Origin of the sequence: Mucilaginibacter gracilis (assembly GCF_003633615.1) — a bacterium.
In the GTDB taxonomy this organism is placed as follows: domain Bacteria; phylum Bacteroidota; class Bacteroidia; order Sphingobacteriales; family Sphingobacteriaceae; genus Mucilaginibacter; species Mucilaginibacter gracilis.
This window is the reverse complement of the sequence record NZ_RBKU01000001.1, coordinates 4,341,530-4,360,784: the sequence shown is the minus strand read 5'-3', so window position 1 is coordinate 4,360,784 and position 19,255 is coordinate 4,341,530. Positions and strand designations below refer to the sequence as shown.

Below are 19,255 nucleotides of genomic sequence, written 5' to 3'. Positions count from 1 at the left end.
ATTTTTACTTAAAAACGCAATAATAATTTTGCGCAAACGCGCCCAACGGCTATTTTATTTTACCAACAATGGCCATTACCAGTGTTGCCGAGTTATGCGCAGCCGTTTGGTAAAAGGCGGCAACATCATCGTGAGCATTGTTACTGGCACTATCACTAAGGCTACGGATAACCAAAAATGGCACCTTTTGCTGCCAGCAGGCCTGGGCCACGGCTGCGCCTTCCATTTCGGTAGCTTCGGCATGCATATTGGCCCAAAGTTGTTGGGTTGCCGTGTTTGATGATACAAATACATCGCCGGTAACAATTACACCGGTAACCACTTTGGGCGAACGGCCCGCGCGGCCCACATTTTGAAACTGGATATTGCTGCTTACCTGCTGCGCCAGCGTTATCAGGTTTGCCGAACAAGGAAAGTATTCGGGGTTGGGCATTTGGGTAACGGCACTTTGGGTTGCACGTCGCAGCATCCCATCGGGAGTGATGGAGCCATAATCGTGATAGGCGAGTTTGCTGCCTATCACCAGGTCGCCGGGCGAAAGATCGGGGTCAACCCCACCGGCTATGCCGGTAAATAATACCTGTGACGGCGCAAAATGATCGAGCATGAGCGTGGTTGTTATGGCTGCGTTTACTTTGCCCATGCCGGTCTGCGCCAGTACCACATGATGACCGTTAAGGGTGCCTTCGGTAAATTTTATGTTTTGGATGGTAAGCTCTTTAGCATCCTGAATGAGTGAATGGATGAGCGACACTTCGGCACCAAACGCCCCTAAAATGCCGGTTGTGTTTTTAACGGGCTCCTGCGCGTTTGCAAGGCGAGTAAAGGTTAGGGCGAATAGGGCGAGGACTATAAATTTCTTCATTGTGGTGGTTTATGCTAATATGAGGGCGGCTATAGCAAAAGCATCCATTACCCAAAGGGCAATACTAATTTCGCTGCTTTTACCGCAAAATACCTTGATTATGGTAAAGCTTAAAAATCCCCAGATGATACCCTGGGTTATAGAATAGGTGAAAGGAATTAACACCAGGGCCAGAAAGGCGGGAATGGCATCGTCTAACACAGTCCAGTTAATTTTGGTTACTGCCTGGAGCATAAACACGCCAACTAATACCAAAGCGGGGGCCGTGGCAATTGCCGGAACTACCGATAGCAGCGGTGCCATAAACAGGAAAGGCAAAAACAGCAGGGCACCAACCACGGCGGTTAAACCTGTGCGGCCTCCACTGCCTATGCCCACAGCCGATTCGATATAGGCCGTGCCGGGGCTTGAGCCTACCAAACTTGCCAACGTTGTTGAAACGGCATCGGTTAAAAGGGATTGCTTTACGTTTTGGGGTTCGCCATGCTCGTCGAGCAGGTTGGCGGCCTCGGCCAGGCCGATAAAGGTTGACAGGCTATCAAACATATCCGTGAAAACGAAAGCAAATATAACGGGCAGGAACGACCATTTGAGCGAATTTACCAGATCGAGCTTAAAGAGTAAACTAAAATCGGGCAAAGCGAAGGCTCCTTTCCAGGTTACTATGGCATCGGCACCTCCCCAAAACCTTCCGATTGGATAGGCCGCCAACGTTGTAAACAATATGCCAAACAATATGGCTCCCTTAACCTTGCGGATAAGTAAAACAGCCATCACAAAAAAACCTGCTAAAAAGGTTATTAATGCCGGTTTTAAAGCACCAATGCCTATAATGGTTGCCGGGTTGGCTATAATAAATTTGGCACTGGTAAAACCTATAAGGGTTATAAATAAACCTATGCCGGCAGTTATGGCATAGCGTAACTGCTTAGGGATTGCTTTTACAATATGTGTGCGGATGTTAAATATTGATAACAGCAAAAATACAATACCCGCCCAAAAAACTGCGCCAAGTGCGGTTTGCCAGGGCACTTTCATGCCCAAAACTACGGTGAAGGTAAAAAACGCGTTAAGGCCCATACCTGGTGCTACCAGTATGGGGTTGTTGGCGTAAAGCCCCATCATTAAACTGCTGAAAAACGATACCAGTATGGTGGCAGTTAGTACGGCGGCAAAGGGCATACCGGCCTGGCTTAAAATGGCGGGGTTAACTACTATAATGTATGCCGTTGCCAAAAATGACGATGCCCCGGCTATAACTTCGGTTAAGATGGTGGTGTTATTTTTTTTTAGCTGAAAAAGCTGCTCCATTTACAATAGTTTATGCCTAAAGATATTGTTTTGGTGCCTTAAACACAAATAAGCTTATAAATTTGTTAGGTTAAATTAAAGCAACAAGCTATGCAAATGTACCAGCAAGGCATCCAACTGAGGGAGCGTAAAAGAGGGTTTCATCTTATCACGTCGGAAATTTTGCAGGCTATGCCGCACATCGGCAATATTAAAACGGGTATGTGCCAGGTGTTTATACAGCATACTTCGGCATCGTTAAGCATCAATGAAAATGCCGACCCTACAGTGCGTAAAGACTTTGAGATGTTTTTTAATAAAACAATTCCGGAAAACGACCCTGACTACCTGCACGACGATGAAGGCCCCGACGATATGCCCGCGCATTTAAAAGCTGCACTTCTTGGCTGCTCGGTAATGATACCTATACGCAACGGCAGGCTGGCATTGGGCACCTGGCAGGGTATATACCTGTGTGAGCACCGCAATTATGGCGGCAACAGAAGCCTGGTGATTACGGCCTGGGGGGATTGAAGGGCGGGCCTTGCCTCTAATGTCGGGTTTAATTAGCGGGAGATTAACAAATCATTAAAAATGCTGCGGGGGTAAACTTTATGAGGCGATAAACCTTACCTTTCATCACATCAATAAAAGCATTACTATGATTCGTTTTGAAAACAAAATAGCATTAATTACGGGTAGCACACAGGGTATTGGAGCGGCATGCGCGTTGCGACTGGCAAGCGAAGGCGCCGATATTATACTGAACGGTCGCAAGTTTGACGAGCGTGCCGAAGGCCTGATTAGCCAGATAACAGCAATGGGCAGGCGGGCAACCTTTATTGCTGCCGATGTAAGTGCATCGCAAAATGTGGTAAATTTAATAAACGATGCCATTAAGGTTTACGGCAACCTGGATATTTTGGTGAACAATGCCGGGGTTGAAAAAAACCATAACTTTTGGGAAGTAACCGAGGAAGAATACGATTTTGTGATGGATACCAACCTGAAAGGTATATTTTTTGGCATACAGGCCTTTGTTAAATATTGCATGGGCGCAGGCAGGCCGGGCGTGGTGGTGAATATGAGCTCGGTGCACGAGGAAATTATTTTTCCGCACTTTGCGGCTTATTGCGCCAGCAAGGGTGCGCTAAAAATGCTTACACGTAACCTGGCTACTGAGCTGGCTCCATATAATGTTCGCATTAATAATGTGGCTCCGGGGGCTATCTCCACCCCTATTAATCATGCGTTGCTCGAAAACCCTGAGTTGCTGAACAGTGTTTTAAAGAATATCCCGATGAAAAAACTGGGTAAACCCGAAGACGTTGCCGCCGTGGTTGCCTTTTTAGCGTCGGCTGATGCTGAATATGTTACCGGGTCGACTTATTTTGTGGATGGCGGGTTAACTTACCATTACGAGGAGCAGTAGGCAAGGTGCTTTTGGAGATGAATAGTGGCCACTGATAAGTTACGGAAACGCCGATGTTTGATAAGGTTTTTAGCGTTTTCGCCAATTTGGCTGTTTTCCGGTTATTGAGTTGGTAAATTGAGGTTAAACAAATATTTAACAACCTATTAATACCTTTATTTTTAAAAGGAATGTATCTCACCCATCTGCCAGCTATTATAAAACCACTATTTATAACGATGGCCGAAAGGTTTTTTACAGAAAATAATAATTTAGCTTTTTGGAGATTTAATTGCCTAATTTTTTGAATGGTTAACTGAATTTTACCGGCTTTTTATAAAAAACGTTCCGTTTTAATTGGGATTTTTGAGAAAATGCAGCTTTACGAGAAAAAATTTGCGATTTAATTTGAAAATTAAACTAAATTTTGTAGACTTGCTGAACAATAAGAAGCCGACGAGCGTATTTTACTACACAGGCCGGCTTTGGTTTTTAGTCGATGATCTTTTTAAACGATCAGAGTTTCACGATGTAGCCATACTCATCGATGGCGTAATGTGAGTCATTTGTATTGGTGTCGACAATTTTACTGTACTTCTTTTTTGGGGTTGATAATAGTAAGATAAAGCAACTCACCATTAGTACTACTTCTACTACGGTTAACATATCAAAAATTTAATTAAATATTTTACAACTCGCAAAATTACATTTAACAAAACAAAAGTTTTAAATTGTTTATAAATAAAATGTATTACTGCGTATTGCCAAATAGTAAACAAAAAACGTTCCATATTTATTGTGCAAACATCAACATTGTGTTTAAACACCAATAAGCCATAAAAATATTTTTCATCAGCCGGGACACCTTACAAAAACCTTTCAAAATTGGAAGGTTTTTTTTATTTTGGGAATGTTTGATTTAGGGAACGTGCGCACCAGCGGGGTACGGGTATCCAAATAATTTAACCAGTAATTAAATGAAAATATCGAAACATCTTTTTTTCTTGCTACCAATGTTTATTGCAGGATGCCATGGTACTATAACTCAAACAGGAAGGCAAGATCAATCCGATACAATAACGCCTGTGAGAAAAAAAGAAGTAAAAAAACACTTTTCAAATTTTAGTTGCGATTCAACTATTATTAATAATGAATTTAGTCTTGATGCTTTAGCATTTAAGGTTTTTAAAGCCGATACGAATAAAATTAAGTCGTTATTTTTAAATCCTGTTGTTTTAAAATTTGAATCGCAAAAAAACGCGGAAGGGGGTTCATATAATCTATACAATTTTACAGATGGTGTAAACAAACTTACCTTGTATAACAACAGCGGTTTTTATTTAGAGGATAGTGATATAAAAAATGATAAAGTTCGTTTAAATAAAAAAATATCAATTGGAATGGCAAAGGGTAATTTTCTTAAATTAGTTAAAAGAACGGACATTAAATGCGATACTATTACTGTGGTAAATGACGAATCAACATTTGAAACGGTTTATATTTTCGACAATTTGAAGCTAAGGGAGATAAAGATGGGGCAGATTGTGGAATAGCCGCCCGTTCCACGTAGTTTGTTGCCCGAATGTCTGCGACTCAAACAATTATGTATCCGAAAATAGCTACGTCACCTAACGCGCAGATATGAGTATTGGAGAAAGTTGGAATAATGTAATTGTGTTCGCTGTGAGAACGCGCGGCACGCACGCACCAGCGGTGGGAGGACACTTGCGGGAGCGGTGAATCCAATTCACCATATTGTTAATTAACATAAAAAAAATGATGGAAAAGTATTTCAACTCCTCATTTTCTCTTTTTTAATTTATTATGTAATTTCCCAGCATACTAATTTCTTAACATGAAGCTGCTTTATTCTATTTTAATTGTTCTGTTAGCCATAAGTGTGGCAAAGGGCTAGGCAAGCCGAATTGAAAAAGTGGTCGATTCTTGTATTATAAAAAGAAATTTTAATGGAGCAGTTTTAATAGCTCGAAATGGCAAGATAGATTATATAAAACACACTGGTTTAGCAAATCGACACTATAATATTCCATTCTCCGCTAAAAGCAAATTTCAGATATTTTCCGTAACCAAAACGTTCACAGCCGTACTTATTATGCAACTGTACGAACAAGGCAAGATCAATCTTGATTCAACAATAGCGGCCTATTACCCGGAATACAAAGGCGAAGCCGGCCACAAAGTAACTGTAAGGAACTTACTAACTTATAGCAGCGGCCGCTATTTAAAAGAAATGGACCCCAAATATATTCCGGAAGCTTACGACCAAAATTTGTGGCCGGTTGACACGTTCATTAACCGATATTGCTCCGAGAAATTGATTGACACTCCAGGTACTAAATTTAATTATAGCAATGGCGATTATATTTTACTGGGTAGGATAATAGAGAAGATATACAAAAAGCCATTTGATGTGATCCTGCGTGAAAAAATACTCATTCCGCTAAAAATGCTCAATACCAACTATTGGCATCATGAAGATATTGTGGGTAATTTGGACGAAGGATATTACAATAAAGATGGTAATGTTGACTCCTTGATAATGCCTACTAACCATTATATCGACAACCATTTTTCTGCGGGGGCGATGTATTCTACGGCACAGGATCTATTAATTTTCGACCAGGCTATTTTTAATCACACCCTGCTTAAAAAATCGACCGTGGATACGATGTTAACTTCTTATCCAAAACTGGGTGATGTTGCATTTGGCTTTTGGGTATATGCAAGAAAGATAGGTAAAACAAATACCATTTTTGCTGAAAGACAAGGTGGTGGCTACGGCAACGAATCGAACTGGGTACACCTGATAGATAAAGGAGTAACGCTCATATTGTTGTCGAATACTGAAACCACTGATTTAAACAAAATGAGATTAGATGTATTAAATGCTTACTTAAATAGTAAATAGGTTGGCAATTGACATATATACGGCAAACCTGATTCATAATACATAGTTCGATTGTCCTAAAGCCACAAGTGAGGACACTTGCGGGAGCGGTGAACCGGTGGAACCGTTGGCCAAAAGAATTGACCTAGGCGTTGTTACGGAAAAAACAACAGCGCGAAATGAACCGCCTTTTGCCAGAGGGAGAAGGGAACGGGAAGTTGGCGGCAGATATGTGCATGGATAGGCACGTTATTATTACGGTTTGCCGGGCAGCTTAATAGGTGTTATATTAGTTGAACCTGGGTTGCAAGCATGTGGTATAGGCACAAGTACGCCCCGCTTTGGGCTATGCTGCATACTTGCGCCAGTGGCGGGGGCTTTTTTTAGTTATATAATATTGCGGAAGCGTGGGGAGTTTCATAATGCATAATTCGATTGTCCTAAAGCCACAAGTGAGGACACTCGCGGGAGCGGTGCGGCAAGTACGTACAAGCGGTTCGGATTAGGCACCATTAGCCTTAAGTAACAATACGAATGCCAAGTAGCATTTGCAAAATACAATTGACTTTATATCTTACTAAATATAAATGTTACTATTTAAGCAACCAAAACAATATAAATATTAGATATATTTATTCCCGGGAACCAACGATACACGCTATTAACTTCATGATAACACTATAAATTAACTTAATTATAAACAACAAAAACGCTTATACAATGAAAAAAATAATACTAATAGCCGCATTAGTAATCAATGCAACCTTAGCCCGGGCTCAATGGACTACTGCGAGCACAGCAGGAAATTATTCGCTACCCACCGGTAACGCGGGTATCGGCACAACCGCACCGGCAACCAAACTGCACGTTCTTGTTTATAACGATGGATTAAACATCACCACGGGTCTGCAAAACCAAAGCAGTAATCAAAATGGCGGAACAGCGGTGGGAATCGGCTTTTTAAATGAATGTTGTGGAAGCTGGTGGAAGGCGGCAATTGTCCATGAAAGAACCAATGCATACGGTGTTGGCAGCCTCAAATTTTTAGTAAGCGGCACAACCGACGCAAGTACAGTTAGTTTAGCCGATACAAAAATGACGATATTACCATCGGGCAACGTAGGTATTGGAACCACAGGCCCCGACCAAAAATTAACCGTAAACGGAACTATCCACTCCACGCAAGTAAAAGTTGACCTAAATATGCCTGCGCCAGATTATGTATTTAATACCGACTACAACCTGATAAACCTTAATGAATTAAAAAACTATGTAGCCAAGTATCATCACTTACCCGAAATACCTTCGGCTGCACAAATGGCCAAAAACGGCATAGACCTGGGCGATATGAATACTATCTTGCTTAAAAAAGTAGAAGAATTAACCTTATATCTTATTGAAAAAGAACAACAGATTAAAGAAATTAAGGAAACCCAACAAAATGAGAATCAAAAACTACAGGAACAACTCAAAATAATGCAGGACCAGCTTCGTAATATCATTAGTAAAAAAACTAAGTACTTAAAAAAAAAGAGGTTCACCCGAAGGTAAAACCATTTTTTCTTTTAAATGAGTCTTGTCCTAAAGTAAATTTACAGGTTTATTAATCCTTATATAAGTTTACATTATATAACTCTGCGGAAGCGTGGACGTTTCCGACTACATGCTCCTTACATATCAACAACGGCGGTATCGCATATGTAGGTTGGTACTATACCGGTTGCGTTGATGCGGGTTTCGGCTTCGGTGGCGAGGGTGTTGCCGGTGTAAACGAGTACGGTATCGAGGCCGAATTTGTTGCCGCCCAAGATGTCGGTATGGAGGGTGTCTCCTACCATGAGGATGTCTTTTTTACCGACGGGCATTTTTTCCCGAACGAGATCGTAGGCAAACATAAACATCTGCGAATCGGGCTTGCCGAAACGGATGAATTTTTTGCCCAAAATGGTTTCTATCATGTTGGCTATCCCTCCTATGGCTATGGCTACATCTTTAGACGAGAGCGGATACGCCAAATCGGTATTGGCTACAATGGTGGGGATGTTGCGGCGGCGCAGCAGGTTTACTACCTTGTTTAAATCGCTAAACCAGTTAAAACCTTCGTCGTCGAGCATTACGAGGGCGTTTACCTGGTCGATATTACTATCGTTTATCTGGCTTACGGGCAGGGTATGCAGGCCGGATGTTTCGATGTAATGGGCCGAATTGGTGGTGCCGAGGTAGGCCACAATACCATCGTGAACCTTGAGATCCAGATATTCTTTGGCTAGCATGCCCGATGATATGATGTGCCCGTATTTGATGTTGGGGAGGCCAATTTTATGAAAGCCATCAGCCAGTTGTATGGGGCTTCGCGAGGCATCGTTGGTTACGATGTAGTACTTTTTTTTCTCGGCATCAAGGTACTCAAAGGTTTTTTCCATGCCCGGCACCAGTCCGCGGTAGTTTTTAATTACGCCAAAGGCATCAAAAAATATAACCTTATACTGGTCAACTATATCTTTAAAGTTTTGGGTTTGGATCATTGCGGAGGGTATATTTATAAGGTATTTGCAGGTATGGGTATATCTAATTCGCTGATGAGCTTTTGGGCATCAAAGCCGGTTTGGATAGATGGGAGGTAAATATCAAAGGCTTCGGCTTGCAGCTTTTGGGCATATTGTTCGCTAAAAAAGTGCTTGCCATCCTTCATTACGTAGTTGAGGATAAAAAAGCGGTAGGCTTCGCGCATAAAGCGGATCTCATCGGCAGTAAGCGGGTTTATTTTGTGGTATTCTTTTAAAAATATCATAAAACGGTCTTCCATCATGGGGCTGATGAGGTAGCTGAACACGGTACGGTCGCCGGCATCGGATACTACGCGGCTAAAGAAGTAGAAATCCATGATGCGGGAACTCATGCGGAACCAATCGTAATCCCAGCGCGAGTAAAGCTCAAGGCGGTTGTTTACCGAGAAGTTGCCGATGTTCCAATCGATAAACACGGGGATGGTTTCAAAGCTACCTGCGTTATACTTATTGCGGTATTTTAAAAATTGCTCGCAATGGTGCTTTATGATTTCGCCGTTTTCGATGGTTCCAAATTTAAGCGGATCGGCGGTAAGCCTCTCCTGCAGGGTATTAATATCGGTACGCAGCGTTTTTGACGATTTGGGCAGCACGTTGCTAATGCGCGAGCAGGCTTTATGAAACCTGGCTATTTGCTGTGCCAGGGTACGTATCTGGTGCTCGTCGAGCCTGCGGGGCAAGCGTTGCATTACGCGGGTTGGGTTATAAAACACTACCCAGGCATCGGTTTTACCCCATTTGTACCTGAAGGTGTAAACGCGGTTGTTTTTGAGCAGCGATTTTGACAGCAGGTTTTCGAAGGGGTAAAGCAGGTTGTTGCAAAGGGAATGGATAATGCGGTGATCTTCTTTAAAGTGCTCGTAATTACCAAAGTACGAGAGCTTGGCTATCACAATATCATCATCGCGAAAGGTGATGCGGAATACATGGTTGGTTGATACCATAGCACTAATATCCTCAATATGCTTAATGTGCTTTGAGGCATCATAACCTTGCCAGGCGCGTTTGATAATGGTGGAATAGTTCATTCATTTAAGAGTTTTTACCACAGAGGTAACAGAGAGTTTTTCACAGAGGGGCACAGAGACAATTTATTAACTATAGCCGTTTATCACTTTTTTAACTCCGTCTTTTAATTTTAACACGTTGAAATTTATCAGTAAACCTAATTTGTAATTTCCGAGTTTCATGTATGTTAAAGTTTGAGCAAGGTGTATGTCATTTAAAGCCTCAACGCTTTTAGTTTCTACAACTAATTTATTCGCCACCAAAATATCAATTCTATAACCAACCTCAAGTTTAACTTCTTCAAAAATTAAGGGCAATGCTTTTTCTTTCTCAACATATAATCCGGTTTTGAGCAATTTATAATACAAACATTCTTTATAAGCACTTTCTAATAACCCCGGACCTAAAACCTTATGAACATCTATAGCCGCTCCTATAACCATACCAGAAATCTCATTTTCACTCATATTAACCCTCTGTGCAACTTTGTGTTTTCACTCTTCGTGTTCTCTGTGGTAAATTATTTATATGATCTCGAAATAGCGTTTCAATTCCCAGTCGCTTACGTGTTTGGCGTATTGTTTGCATTCCCACAGGCGGGTTTGGGTAAAGTGTTCAACAAAGGCCTGTCCGAATAGTTCTTTGGCTAAGGCAGAGTTTTTCATGTCGGTAGCGGCTTCGTACAGGTTTGGCCTTAGTTTGCCGTTTTTGGTATCGAGGTAGCCATTGCCAACCGTTGGCGGTATATCTAAAGCGAGTTTGTTTTTAATGCCGTAAAGGCCCGACGCCAGCGCGGCGGCCATAGCCAGGTACGGGTTACTATCGGCACCGGGTATGCGAGTTTCTAAACGGGTATAGTTTTTTGATGGATGAAGCACGCGCAAGGCTGCCGTGCGGTTATCAAAACCCCAGGTTACAGTTGTTGGCGCCCAGGCACCCTCAACCAGGCGTTTATAGCTGTTAATGGTTGGCGCATACATGGGCAGTAAATGCGGCAGGCAATGCAACTGGCCGGCAATATAATGTTTCATGGTTTGGCTCATATCGTGCGCGTCGGTAGCATCGTAAAACAGGTTTTCGGTTTTACCGGTGTTCCATAAACTTTGGTGAATGTGGCCGCTACAACCGGGCAGGGCATCGTTCCACTTGGCCATAAACGAGGCCGTTATGCCGTGTTTGGACGCTATCTCTTTAGCTGCATTTTTAAAAAGCACGGCCTTATCGGCGGCAGCCAAAACATAATCGTGCGCTATGGCGGCTTCGTAAACGCCGGGGCCGGTTTCGGTATGCAAACCTTCTAAGGGTACGTTAAATTTTTGGAGCAGGTTAAACAGGTCGTAATAAAAATCGCTGTGCTGGGAGGTACGCAAAATTGAGTAGCCAAACATGCCCGGTGTTAAAGGCTGTAGTTTGGCAAAGCCTTTATCTTGCAGCGATTGGGGTGTTTCGTTAAAATTAAACCATTCAAATTCCTGCGCAAACTCGGGGTGGTAGCCCATTTGTTCGGCATCGCGGGTAACGTGTTTTAATAAGCTGCGGGGGCAGGCGTGCAAATCGGCACCGTCGGCCTTGCTAAAATCGGCCAAAAAAAACGGAATATCATCCTGCCAGGGGATGGTACGGAAGGTATCGATATCTATTCGGCAGGGCCTATCGGGGTAGCCGCTTTGCCAACCGGTAAGTTCAACGTTATCATAGCAGGTATCGGTGCTGTCCCAGCCAAAAACCACATCGCAAAAGCCATACCCATCTTGCAGGCCATCAATAAATTTTTGCCGGTTAATAATTTTACCACGCAATATGCCATCAATATCGGCAAAGGCGAATTTTATTTTATGTATATCTTTTTCATTGAGGTATTCAATGAGCTGATGTTTATCCATATGATTTATATTGGTATAGCTTAACAAATATAGCCATTGGCAGCTTTATTATTGGCGTTATGCACAAATGAGGGCAAAAAAAATCCCCTGAATTTACATCCAGGGGATTTATTATCTGGCTAACCAGTATTACAATTTAGCTGATTTTACAGTTTTGATGATAACCGCGGCTACTTTGTATGGATCGGCAGCAGAGTTAGGGCGACGATCTTCCAGGTATCCGCTCCAGCCTTTTTGAACTGTGTATAACGGGATACGGATAGAAGCACCACGATCTGAAACGCCATAGCTGTAATCGTTAATTGAAGCGGTTTCATGTTTACCGGTTAAACGTTGCTCGTTATCGGCCCCGTAAACGGCAATATGCTCGGCAACAACTTCTGCCGGACGGAAAGCTTCCAAAATTTTGGTATAAGTTTCCTGGCTTGCTGCAGTTCTTAATGTAGTGTTTGAGAAGTTAGCGTGCATGCCCGAACCATTCCAGTCAAGCTGACCTAATGGTTTGCAATGCCAGTTGATAGATACGCCATAGCTTTCGCCGATGCGCTCTAACAGGTAACGTGCAACCCAAATTTGATCGCCGGCCTCTTTTGCGCCTTTAGCGAATATCTGGAATTCCCATTGGCCTGCGGCAACTTCGCCGTTAATACCTTCAACATTTAAGCCTGCATCTAAACATACGTCTAAGTGCTCTTCAACTATTTCTCTTCCAAATGCGTTGTTAGCACCTACAGAGCAATAGTAAGGGCCTTGCGGACCTGGGTAACCACCAGCCGGGAAGCCAAGAGGTTTATTGGTTTTAGGATCCCAAAGAAAGTATTCTTGCTCAAAGCCAAACCAAAAATCGTTATCGTCATCCTGGATCAAGGCACGTCCGTTTGATACGTGTGCTGTTCCTGTTGAATCTAATACTTCGCACATTACCAGGAATGCACTTTTTCTTTGCGGATCAGGGCAAATGAAAACTGGTCTAAGAATACAATCAGATGAGCCGCCTGGTGCTTGCTCGGTTGAAGAACCGTCAAAGCTCCAATCAGGGCACTCGCCTAATGTTCCGCCGAAATCATCTACAATTTTTGTTTTGCTACGAAGGCTTTGTGTGGGTTTATAGCCATCAAGCCAAATGTACTCAAGTTTTGTTGCCATTGTTAATTGTGTTTTTGTAAAGATTGATTCAAATATGCGATTTTTGTAACGAATAATTCAATTATGAATGCGAACTTATGATATTCTTTCAAATTTTCATAATAATCTATCAAATTAATATAGATAGTAGGAGTTTTATTGCAAAAAAGCCTGATACATACCTAATTATTTAAAAAAATTGCACAAAACCGTCAAATTTGAATCTTAAATTGAACGTTTTTAAAGCTAAATATATTGTTTAGCCATCTTTTTTACCAAATTGTTAATTTAGCGCAAATACAAAGGTCAATTTTAGCATTTTGATAAAAATGCCGCCCATTTTTAACTGCTCAGTTTTGGCTGGTGAGCGTTTTTAAAACATTTTTTGCATATGCCATTTTATTTTGTTCCCTTTAGCTTTGCCTTATTTTAAAATAGAAATTAGCATAACACCCTTATTAATAACATGAAAAGAATTGCAGCGCATATTGTTTCTATTATACTTATCCCGCTTATCGCTCCGTCCTATCTTTTCTGGATCATTTTATTCTATTTTCCGCAGCTAACACACATTACCACCATCAGCGATAAGCTGTTGGCCATACTCTACATATTTTTGGCCACTACCCTGCTGCCGTTTATTGTAGTGTTTGTTTTATACAAGCAAAAAAAAATACGGACGCTTACCTTAGATAACAAGGAAGACCGCGTTATACCGCAAATATTTTCGTGCTTTATTTATGCCGGGGTATGCTTGTTTTTAGTGTATACACAAGGTGCCACCAATGCCTTAACCTTATCAATGGTAGCGGTATCTGTATCGGTAATTGGCCTTACGCTAATTACCCCCTACTGGAAAATAAGCACACACGCTTGTGGCTCCTGGGGTATGTTTGCTATTTTGTTCGATCTGCAATCGCGCTTTGCCCAACCGGGCTTTTGGGTGCTTTATTATATTATACTTTTCCTTACGGTAACGGTTTGTATAGCACGCCTTTACCTAAAGGTACACACGCCAATGCAGGTATTGGCGGGCAGTATTATGGGTGCAATTATTGGCTTTTCGCTTTTTCATTACTGTTTGCGCTAAAAAACAAGGCTTAAACTACAGCAAAACGTGTTTATTTAAAATCAAATTTGCAAGCTTAGGCAATATAGCTATGTGTATTTGGTGTTAAAACGCCTTTTTATTGATAATTTTTTATACTTATCCTCCTAAAGCTATATAATTTACAATTATTTGATTATTAGCATTTTATAGCCTTTTTTGCGCTAAAACCGCTTGCTTTTTTAAGGTTGCGTTTGTAACTTTATACTAAATCAAAAAAAAAGGAGGTCGCAAAATGAATACCGTTCACAAAATTGAAACCTGGGGTAACACGCATCACCCCCTGGTACTTGATCCTATCCGGATTGCTTTAGGCATTTTCCTGGCTTTTAAGGGCGCGTCTTTCATTAATAATAGCTATACGCTGCATGCTATTATTGCCAACCAAAACGCAATTACTTTGCCCGAAACCATATTGATGCCGGCAGTTTACGCCATTGCTTTTATACATTTAATTGGTGGTATGATGTTAGCCCTGGGCATTTTTTCGCGCATAGCATCACTGGTGCAAATACCAATTGTACTTGGCGCCGTGTTGCTTTCAAACGCGGTACAGTTGCCGGGTAACTCCAGTGTTTGGCTATCTATTGTAACCCTGGTATTATTAATGGTATTTTGCGTAGTGGGTTCGGGTAAATTATCTATCGAAAAGATAATGGAGAACCAGCATACCATATTTAACTGATTGGCTGGCCCAGCAAAAAAAAGGCGACAGATTTGAGAATTTGCCGCCTTTTTTGTTACCAGTTTTTAAACGGATTTAATGACAGGTTTGAGTTGTAATACCTTGCATCGTCGCTAACTTCGGCGGCAAGCCAAGGCGGAGTATCAAATTGTTCGTTTTCATCGTCGAGTTCAATTTCGGCTACTATTAAACCCTGGTTATCACCGTTAAAAACATCCACTTCCCAAAGCTTGCCAGCAAAAGTTATGCAGTAGCGTGTTTTGCTAATAACGGCTTCGCAAAGGCTGCTCAACAATTCGTTAGCCTCGTTTAACGGTATAGGGTATTCATATTCGCTGCGCGATATACCTTTGGTCTTACCCTTAATGGTGATGTAGCTCAGTTGGTCTTTTATCCGTATGCGAATGGTTTTTTCGGGGTCGGTTAACAAATAGCCCTGCTTTATAACCATACCATGGGGCTTTTGCAGCGTTTGCCATTTGGCATGGTCAACTAAAAATTTTCTTTCAATCTCTACTCCCATTGCAAAAATATCAATTGCCAATAATAAAATTTTTGCCCTCAATGGCCAGTTCCGTTTCCGGGAAAACCGAGCGGGCCTCGTCCAGCAATTCGGTAAGAGTTTTATACCTCGCCGAAAAATGGCCTATCAGTAGTTTTTTAGCCCCTGTGAGCCTTGCTATCTCTCCCGCTTGCAAAGCGGTGGTATGGTGGGTTTCGTTGGCTCTATCAAGCATGGCATGGGCAAAGGTAGCCTCGTGGTAAAGCAAATCAACGTTGGCTATTTGTTTAAAGTAACTTTCGTTGTACAGCGTGTCTGAGCAGTAGGCGTAAGCCATTGGCTCATCGGCAGGTGTTGTTAGCTCACTGTTGGGATGCACCTGCCCATCGGTAGTTAAGTAATCAACCCCGCGCTTTAGTATCGAGTAATAGGTTACGGGCACTTCCAACTCGTCGGCCTTTTCTTTGTTTATTTTACGGAGCCTGCGCTTTTGGCGAAACAGGAAACCGGTACACGCTACCCTATGATCGAGTATAATGGTTTCTACCGTAATATCCTGATTGTCTAAAATCACTTCGGCCTTTTCGGCATTGGTTGGGTAAAATATCAACTCAAAATGCAACGTTGTTTCTGAGTATTTGAATTGAATATCAATAATCTCCTTTAAATGCGGCGGCCCAAATAGCGTTAACGGTTTTTTACGTCCGTTTAAATGAAGCGACGATAGCAGTCCCACCAAGCCCAGGTAATGATCGCCGTGAAGGTGGCTGATAAAAATATAGTCAATCCGGCTCGATTTGATATCAAAACGCAGCATTTGTTGTTGCGTGCCTTCGCCGCAATCAATCAAATAAAAACGTTCGTTAATATTGAGCGCCTGCGCTGTGGGGTTTCTGTTATAAATTGGTGTTGCCGAACTACTGCCCAGAATGGTTACATCAAATCTCATGTTCGGTTAACAAATAGAGGTGTTATCTTGATTCTTTTTTAAGATCTTTTTCAATCTCTTCCATAAAGATCAAATCGATAGCTTCGTCGGTTGTATTAACTACGGTAAGCACGTTATCCAGTTGCGATATGGTTACCAGCCTTGATACCGGGGTATTTAAACCTACCAGGATAAAAACGCCGTCGCCGTTTTTACACAAACGGTGCCCTACCAGTAAACTGCTGAGGCCAGATGAATCAGCAAATTTTACAGCCGACAAATCAAGAACGATATTTCGCTGCCCTTCGGTATTCATCAGTATTAACTCCGATTTTAGCTGGGGTGTTATCAACGAATTTAGTTTGCTTTCATTGAGCTTTACCACAACATATTTTTCGTGCTTGTCTACAGTAAATTTCATTGTTAATAAATTGAGGTGTAAAGGTATATTATTTTAGGGGCAATTAAAATAGCCTGTTATCATTGAACAGCGTACTAAAAACAGTATTCAATAATGGCAAGCCTTATTTTAAACGCCCAACATTGCTTTAAAATTTAAAATTCCAGGTAACCGATGGTATGGCAGTGCCAAAAATACTTGTCTCCACGGCCTCTGTTGTGTTAGGTACGGTTTTGCTATCTCTAAAGGTAATAATGTAGGGGTTATGATAGCCATACACGTTGTAAATACCAAAATTCCAGCTTGAGTGGTATTTTTTGTGTTCCTTACCTTCAAGCGTTGCGCCTAAATCAAGCCGGTTGCTTGCGGGTTGCCTGTAGCCGTTCCGTTCCGAATAAGAGAAGGTGGTTAAGCCGCCAATGTTATATTTGCCCGTAGGATAAGTAACCGCGTTGCCCGTTCCGTAAATAAATGAGGCCGAAAACGTCCACCGTTTGTTAAGCTGGTAGATGCCTACAACAGAAACGTCGTGCGTGCGGTCTTGCCTTGCGGGATAGTAGCTGCCGTTATTAATGGCCGCAAACTTGCGTTCTGTTCTGGATAAAGTATAGCCCAGCCATCCGTTAAAACGGCCATACTTCTTTTTCAAAAACAACTCCAAGCCGTATGCCCTGCCCGAGCCATAAGTTAACTGCGATTCTACGTCCTGGTTGGCTATCAATTGGGCTCCGTCTTTATAGTCAATTTGGTTTTGCAACCACTTGTAGTACACCTCGGCAGAAAACTCGTAGGTATTATCCTTAAAATTGCGGAAATAACCAGTAGAAACCTGGTCGGCTATCTCGGGCTTAACGTTGTTGCTGCTCATCACATACAAATCTGTTGGTGTGCTGCTGGTGGAGTTGCTTAACAAATGGATGTTTTGCGTATTGCGGTTGTACGATGCCTTAACCGAATTTTCGTCGTTAAGGGTATAACTGGCCGAAAAGCGCGGTTCTAAATTAAAATAACTTTGCACTACCGAACCCGAACTATAGGTATTTGAGCTAACGGTGTTGCCGGCCAAATCGTAAGTTTTAAATGTACCGGGGCCAAGCAAAAACATACCACTCAGCCTAAGGCCGTATAAAAAGGTAAGCTTATCGTTAGCTTTCCATTCGTCGCTAACGTAGGCGGCGTTTTCAAAGCCGTAACGCTGCTCAATGCTGCGGCTGTTAAAGCTTGATGTTTGGTTGGTAGTAATATCGCCGGGAGCTATGCTATGGTGCAAAACATTAATACCAAACTTTAGCGAATGCCCGTTACCCATAGAATATTGTAAATCTTCCTTGAGGTTAACATCCGTTATTTGCGATGTGGCCTTAAAATTATTATCGGCACTAAAGCTTTGTATAACGTAGTTGTAATTGCTATAAACAACGGATGTATTTGAAAACAACCTGTTATTAAACAAGTGGTTAAACCTTATAGTGCCCGTTGCGTTACCCCAATTGGTACCAAAGGTGTTTTTTAGCCCCAATACATCTTTACCAAAATATCCCGAAAGGTATACGGCGTTTTTATCATTAAAATGATAGTTGGCCTTGGCATTGATATCGTAAAAGTAAAGGCTGCTGCCCTTAATTGCCGAATCTTTTGATGCACCCAAAAACACATCGATATAGGTGCGGCGCGCGCTTACCATAAACGAGCCTTTATCTTTAACCAATGGGCCCTCAACCTTAATGCGCGATGCGATAAGCCCCAAACCGCCCTGAACGGTAAAATCTTTATTATTACCATCGTTCATTTTAATATCCAGCACCGATGATAAACGGCCCCCGTATTCGGCAGGCATACCGCCTTTAAAAAGTGCAACATCCTTTATAGCATCCGAATTGAAGGTAGAAAAAAAGCCGAACAAATGCGAAGCATTATAAACCGTAGCCTCATCCAGCATAATCAGGTTTTGGTCGGATGCTCCGCCTCGTACATAAAACCCGGTGTTGCCTTCGCTGGCTGCTTTTACGCCCGGTAAAAGCGAAATGGTTTTTAAAATATCTTTTTCGCCCATTAGCACAGGTACGTTATTAATCTGGGCCATGTTTAGCTTCTCCACTCCCATTTGCGGCGACGCAATCTGGTCGTTATTGGGCCGGTTGGCACTAATAACAATCTCTTTTAAACTGCTTTTGGCCGATAAAGCTATATTAAGGCTGTGATTTTGACTAATGGTGAGCGAACGACTAATGGTTTCGTACCCGATATAGGTAACGATAAGGGTATAAGCACCCGCCGGAGCCGAAAAAGAATAAAAGCCATAGTTATTGGTGGCCGTAGCTGCCGCCGATACTTCTTTTAACCGCACTGTGGCTCCAATTAGCTGTTCGCCGGTAGCTTCGTCGCGGATGGTGCCGCTAATGGTATATTTTTTTTGGGCAAATACAGGCAACGTCAACAATAAAAACAAAACACAAAGTAAGTATCTGCCCATATATGGATTTTAAAATTATGATAGTTTAATTAACAGGCAACCCAAACTAAGGCTACGCATTTGCTACAAACATAAATAAATATGCCTTATCATTGCTTAAAA

19 protein-coding genes are annotated in these 19,255 nt (G+C 42.0%); 8 read left to right on the top strand and 11 right to left on the bottom strand.

Translation table 11 applies throughout. The features are described 5' to 3' along the window. Positions 1–49: 49 nt before the first annotated feature. Both BDD43_RS19330 and BDD43_RS19325 read right to left on the bottom strand, forming a co-directional pair. Entirely contained in the window at positions 50–865 is an 816-nt protein-coding gene (locus BDD43_RS19330) for a 5'-methylthioadenosine/adenosylhomocysteine nucleosidase (protein WP_121199217.1), read from the bottom strand. A gap of 9 nt (positions 866–874) precedes the next feature. Next, positions 875–2,176: an NCS2 family permease gene (locus BDD43_RS19325; RefSeq protein ID WP_121199216.1), complete on the bottom strand. Its 1,302-nt coding sequence runs from the start codon at positions 2,174–2,176 to the stop codon at positions 875–877. A gap of 90 nt (positions 2,177–2,266) precedes the next feature. Between BDD43_RS19325 and BDD43_RS19320 the strand changes: the two genes are divergently transcribed. The 6 genes from BDD43_RS19320 (at position 2,267) to BDD43_RS19300 (ending at position 8,025) form a co-directional block, all read left to right on the top strand. Further along, a complete protein-coding gene (locus BDD43_RS19320) occupies positions 2,267–2,689 on the top strand; it encodes a secondary thiamine-phosphate synthase enzyme YjbQ (RefSeq protein WP_121199215.1) in 423 nt (140 codons plus the stop codon). Positions 2,690–2,816: 127 nt separating this feature from the next. After that, positions 2,817–3,587 (top strand): SDR family NAD(P)-dependent oxidoreductase, encoded by a 771-nt coding sequence (locus BDD43_RS19315; protein WP_211339701.1) that lies wholly within the window; start codon positions 2,817–2,819, stop codon positions 3,585–3,587. A 387-nt stretch (positions 3,588–3,974) separates the two neighbouring features. Next, the gene (locus tag BDD43_RS30160) at positions 3,975–4,127 is read left to right on the top strand and encodes a hypothetical protein (protein ID WP_162847120.1); all 153 of its coding nucleotides are present in this window, start codon (positions 3,975–3,977) and stop codon (positions 4,125–4,127) included. A gap of 416 nt (positions 4,128–4,543) precedes the next feature. Further along, complete coding sequence (locus BDD43_RS19310; protein ID WP_147425687.1) at positions 4,544–5,119, top strand: hypothetical protein; 576 nt, start codon at positions 4,544–4,546, stop codon at positions 5,117–5,119. Positions 5,120–5,499: 380 nt separating this feature from the next. Then, the gene (locus BDD43_RS19305) at positions 5,500–6,495 is read left to right on the top strand and encodes a serine hydrolase domain-containing protein (RefSeq protein WP_211339700.1); all 996 of its coding nucleotides are present in this window, start codon (positions 5,500–5,502) and stop codon (positions 6,493–6,495) included. 699 nt (positions 6,496–7,194) lie between these two features. After that, a complete protein-coding gene (locus tag BDD43_RS19300) occupies positions 7,195–8,025 on the top strand; it encodes a hypothetical protein (protein ID WP_121199212.1) in 831 nt (276 codons plus the stop codon). Positions 8,026–8,144: 119 nt separating this feature from the next. On the opposite strand, the gene BDD43_RS19295 is transcribed toward BDD43_RS19300, so the two are convergent. From BDD43_RS19295 to BDD43_RS19275, 5 genes are all read right to left on the bottom strand, one after another. After that, positions 8,145–8,999 carry a TIGR01459 family HAD-type hydrolase gene (locus tag BDD43_RS19295; protein WP_211339699.1) on the bottom strand — a complete coding sequence of 285 codons (855 nt, stop codon included), beginning with the start codon at positions 8,997–8,999 and terminating at the stop codon, positions 8,145–8,147. 14 nt (positions 9,000–9,013) lie between these two features. Further along, positions 9,014–10,069 carry a hypothetical protein gene (locus BDD43_RS19290; RefSeq protein ID WP_121199211.1) on the bottom strand — a complete coding sequence of 352 codons (1,056 nt, stop codon included), beginning with the start codon at positions 10,067–10,069 and terminating at the stop codon, positions 9,014–9,016. A 66-nt stretch (positions 10,070–10,135) separates the two neighbouring features. Next, positions 10,136–10,516: a GxxExxY protein gene (locus BDD43_RS19285; RefSeq protein WP_121199210.1), complete on the bottom strand. Its 381-nt coding sequence runs from the start codon at positions 10,514–10,516 to the stop codon at positions 10,136–10,138. Between the two features lie 57 nt (positions 10,517–10,573). Continuing rightward, positions 10,574–11,932, bottom strand: a complete 1,359-nt coding sequence (locus tag BDD43_RS19280; protein WP_121199209.1) for a glutamine synthetase family protein — start codon at positions 11,930–11,932, stop codon at positions 10,574–10,576. 129 nt (positions 11,933–12,061) lie between these two features. After that, positions 12,062–13,078: a glutamine synthetase beta-grasp domain-containing protein gene (locus BDD43_RS19275; protein WP_121199208.1), complete on the bottom strand. Its 1,017-nt coding sequence runs from the start codon at positions 13,076–13,078 to the stop codon at positions 12,062–12,064. 445 nt (positions 13,079–13,523) lie between these two features. On the opposite strand from BDD43_RS19275, the gene BDD43_RS19270 reads away from it, so the two are divergent. Together BDD43_RS19270 and BDD43_RS19265 are read left to right on the top strand one after the other, a co-directional pair. Then, on the top strand, positions 13,524–14,147 hold the full coding sequence (locus tag BDD43_RS19270; RefSeq protein WP_121199207.1) for a phosphatase PAP2 family protein: 624 nt from the start codon (positions 13,524–13,526) through the stop codon (positions 14,145–14,147). A 253-nt stretch (positions 14,148–14,400) separates the two neighbouring features. Next, positions 14,401–14,850 (top strand): DoxX family protein, encoded by a 450-nt coding sequence (locus tag BDD43_RS19265; RefSeq protein WP_121199206.1) that lies wholly within the window; start codon positions 14,401–14,403, stop codon positions 14,848–14,850. Between the two features lie 55 nt (positions 14,851–14,905). Here BDD43_RS19265 and BDD43_RS19260 read toward each other — a convergent pair whose 3' ends face one another. The 4 genes from BDD43_RS19260 to BDD43_RS19245 all read right to left on the bottom strand — a co-directional run bounded on the left by BDD43_RS19260 (position 14,906) and on the right by BDD43_RS19245 (position 19,153). Beyond that, the gene (locus BDD43_RS19260; RefSeq protein ID WP_121202040.1) at positions 14,906–15,373 is read right to left on the bottom strand and encodes a CYTH domain-containing protein; all 468 of its coding nucleotides are present in this window, start codon (positions 15,371–15,373) and stop codon (positions 14,906–14,908) included. A 10-nt stretch (positions 15,374–15,383) separates the two neighbouring features. Next, on the bottom strand, positions 15,384–16,301 hold the full coding sequence (locus tag BDD43_RS19255; RefSeq protein WP_121199205.1) for a ribonuclease Z: 918 nt from the start codon (positions 16,299–16,301) through the stop codon (positions 15,384–15,386). Between the two features lie 22 nt (positions 16,302–16,323). Further along, positions 16,324–16,701, bottom strand: coding sequence for an STAS domain-containing protein (locus BDD43_RS19250; protein WP_121199204.1), 378 nt, complete (start codon positions 16,699–16,701; stop codon positions 16,324–16,326). Positions 16,702–16,828: 127 nt separating this feature from the next. Further along, positions 16,829–19,153, bottom strand: a complete 2,325-nt coding sequence (locus tag BDD43_RS19245) for a TonB-dependent receptor (RefSeq protein WP_121199203.1) — start codon at positions 19,151–19,153, stop codon at positions 16,829–16,831. Between the last annotated feature and the right edge of the window lie 102 nt (positions 19,154–19,255).

Coding starts and splice junctions, on each gene's coding strand:
- BDD43_RS19290 (WP_121199211.1), bottom strand. CDS start 10,069: ATGAACTATTCCACCATTATCAAACGCGCCTGGCAAGGTTATGATGCC.
- BDD43_RS19255 (WP_121199205.1), bottom strand. CDS start 16,301: ATGAGATTTGATGTAACCATTCTGGGCAGTAGTTCGGCAACACCAATT.
- BDD43_RS19265 (WP_121199206.1), top strand. CDS start 14,401: ATGAATACCGTTCACAAAATTGAAACCTGGGGTAACACGCATCACCCC.
- BDD43_RS19285 (WP_121199210.1), bottom strand. CDS start 10,516: ATGAGTGAAAATGAGATTTCTGGTATGGTTATAGGAGCGGCTATAGAT.
- BDD43_RS19320 (WP_121199215.1), top strand. CDS start 2,267: ATGCAAATGTACCAGCAAGGCATCCAACTGAGGGAGCGTAAAAGAGGG.
- BDD43_RS19295 (WP_211339699.1), bottom strand. CDS start 8,999: ATGATCCAAACCCAAAACTTTAAAGATATAGTTGACCAGTATAAGGTT.
- BDD43_RS19310 (WP_147425687.1), top strand. CDS start 4,544: ATGAAAATATCGAAACATCTTTTTTTCTTGCTACCAATGTTTATTGCA.
- BDD43_RS19315 (WP_211339701.1), top strand. CDS start 2,817: ATGATTCGTTTTGAAAACAAAATAGCATTAATTACGGGTAGCACACAG.
- BDD43_RS19325 (WP_121199216.1), bottom strand. CDS start 2,176: ATGGAGCAGCTTTTTCAGCTAAAAAAAAATAACACCACCATCTTAACC.
- BDD43_RS19245 (WP_121199203.1), bottom strand. CDS start 19,153: ATGGGCAGATACTTACTTTGTGTTTTGTTTTTATTGTTGACGTTGCCT.
- BDD43_RS19260 (WP_121202040.1), bottom strand. CDS start 15,373: ATGGGAGTAGAGATTGAAAGAAAATTTTTAGTTGACCATGCCAAATGG.
- BDD43_RS19275 (WP_121199208.1), bottom strand. CDS start 13,078: ATGGCAACAAAACTTGAGTACATTTGGCTTGATGGCTATAAACCCACA.
- BDD43_RS19270 (WP_121199207.1), top strand. CDS start 13,524: ATGAAAAGAATTGCAGCGCATATTGTTTCTATTATACTTATCCCGCTT.
- BDD43_RS19330 (WP_121199217.1), bottom strand. CDS start 865: ATGAAGAAATTTATAGTCCTCGCCCTATTCGCCCTAACCTTTACTCGC.
- BDD43_RS19280 (WP_121199209.1), bottom strand. CDS start 11,932: ATGGATAAACATCAGCTCATTGAATACCTCAATGAAAAAGATATACAT.
- BDD43_RS19300 (WP_121199212.1), top strand. CDS start 7,195: ATGAAAAAAATAATACTAATAGCCGCATTAGTAATCAATGCAACCTTA.
- BDD43_RS19250 (WP_121199204.1), bottom strand. CDS start 16,701: ATGAAATTTACTGTAGACAAGCACGAAAAATATGTTGTGGTAAAGCTC.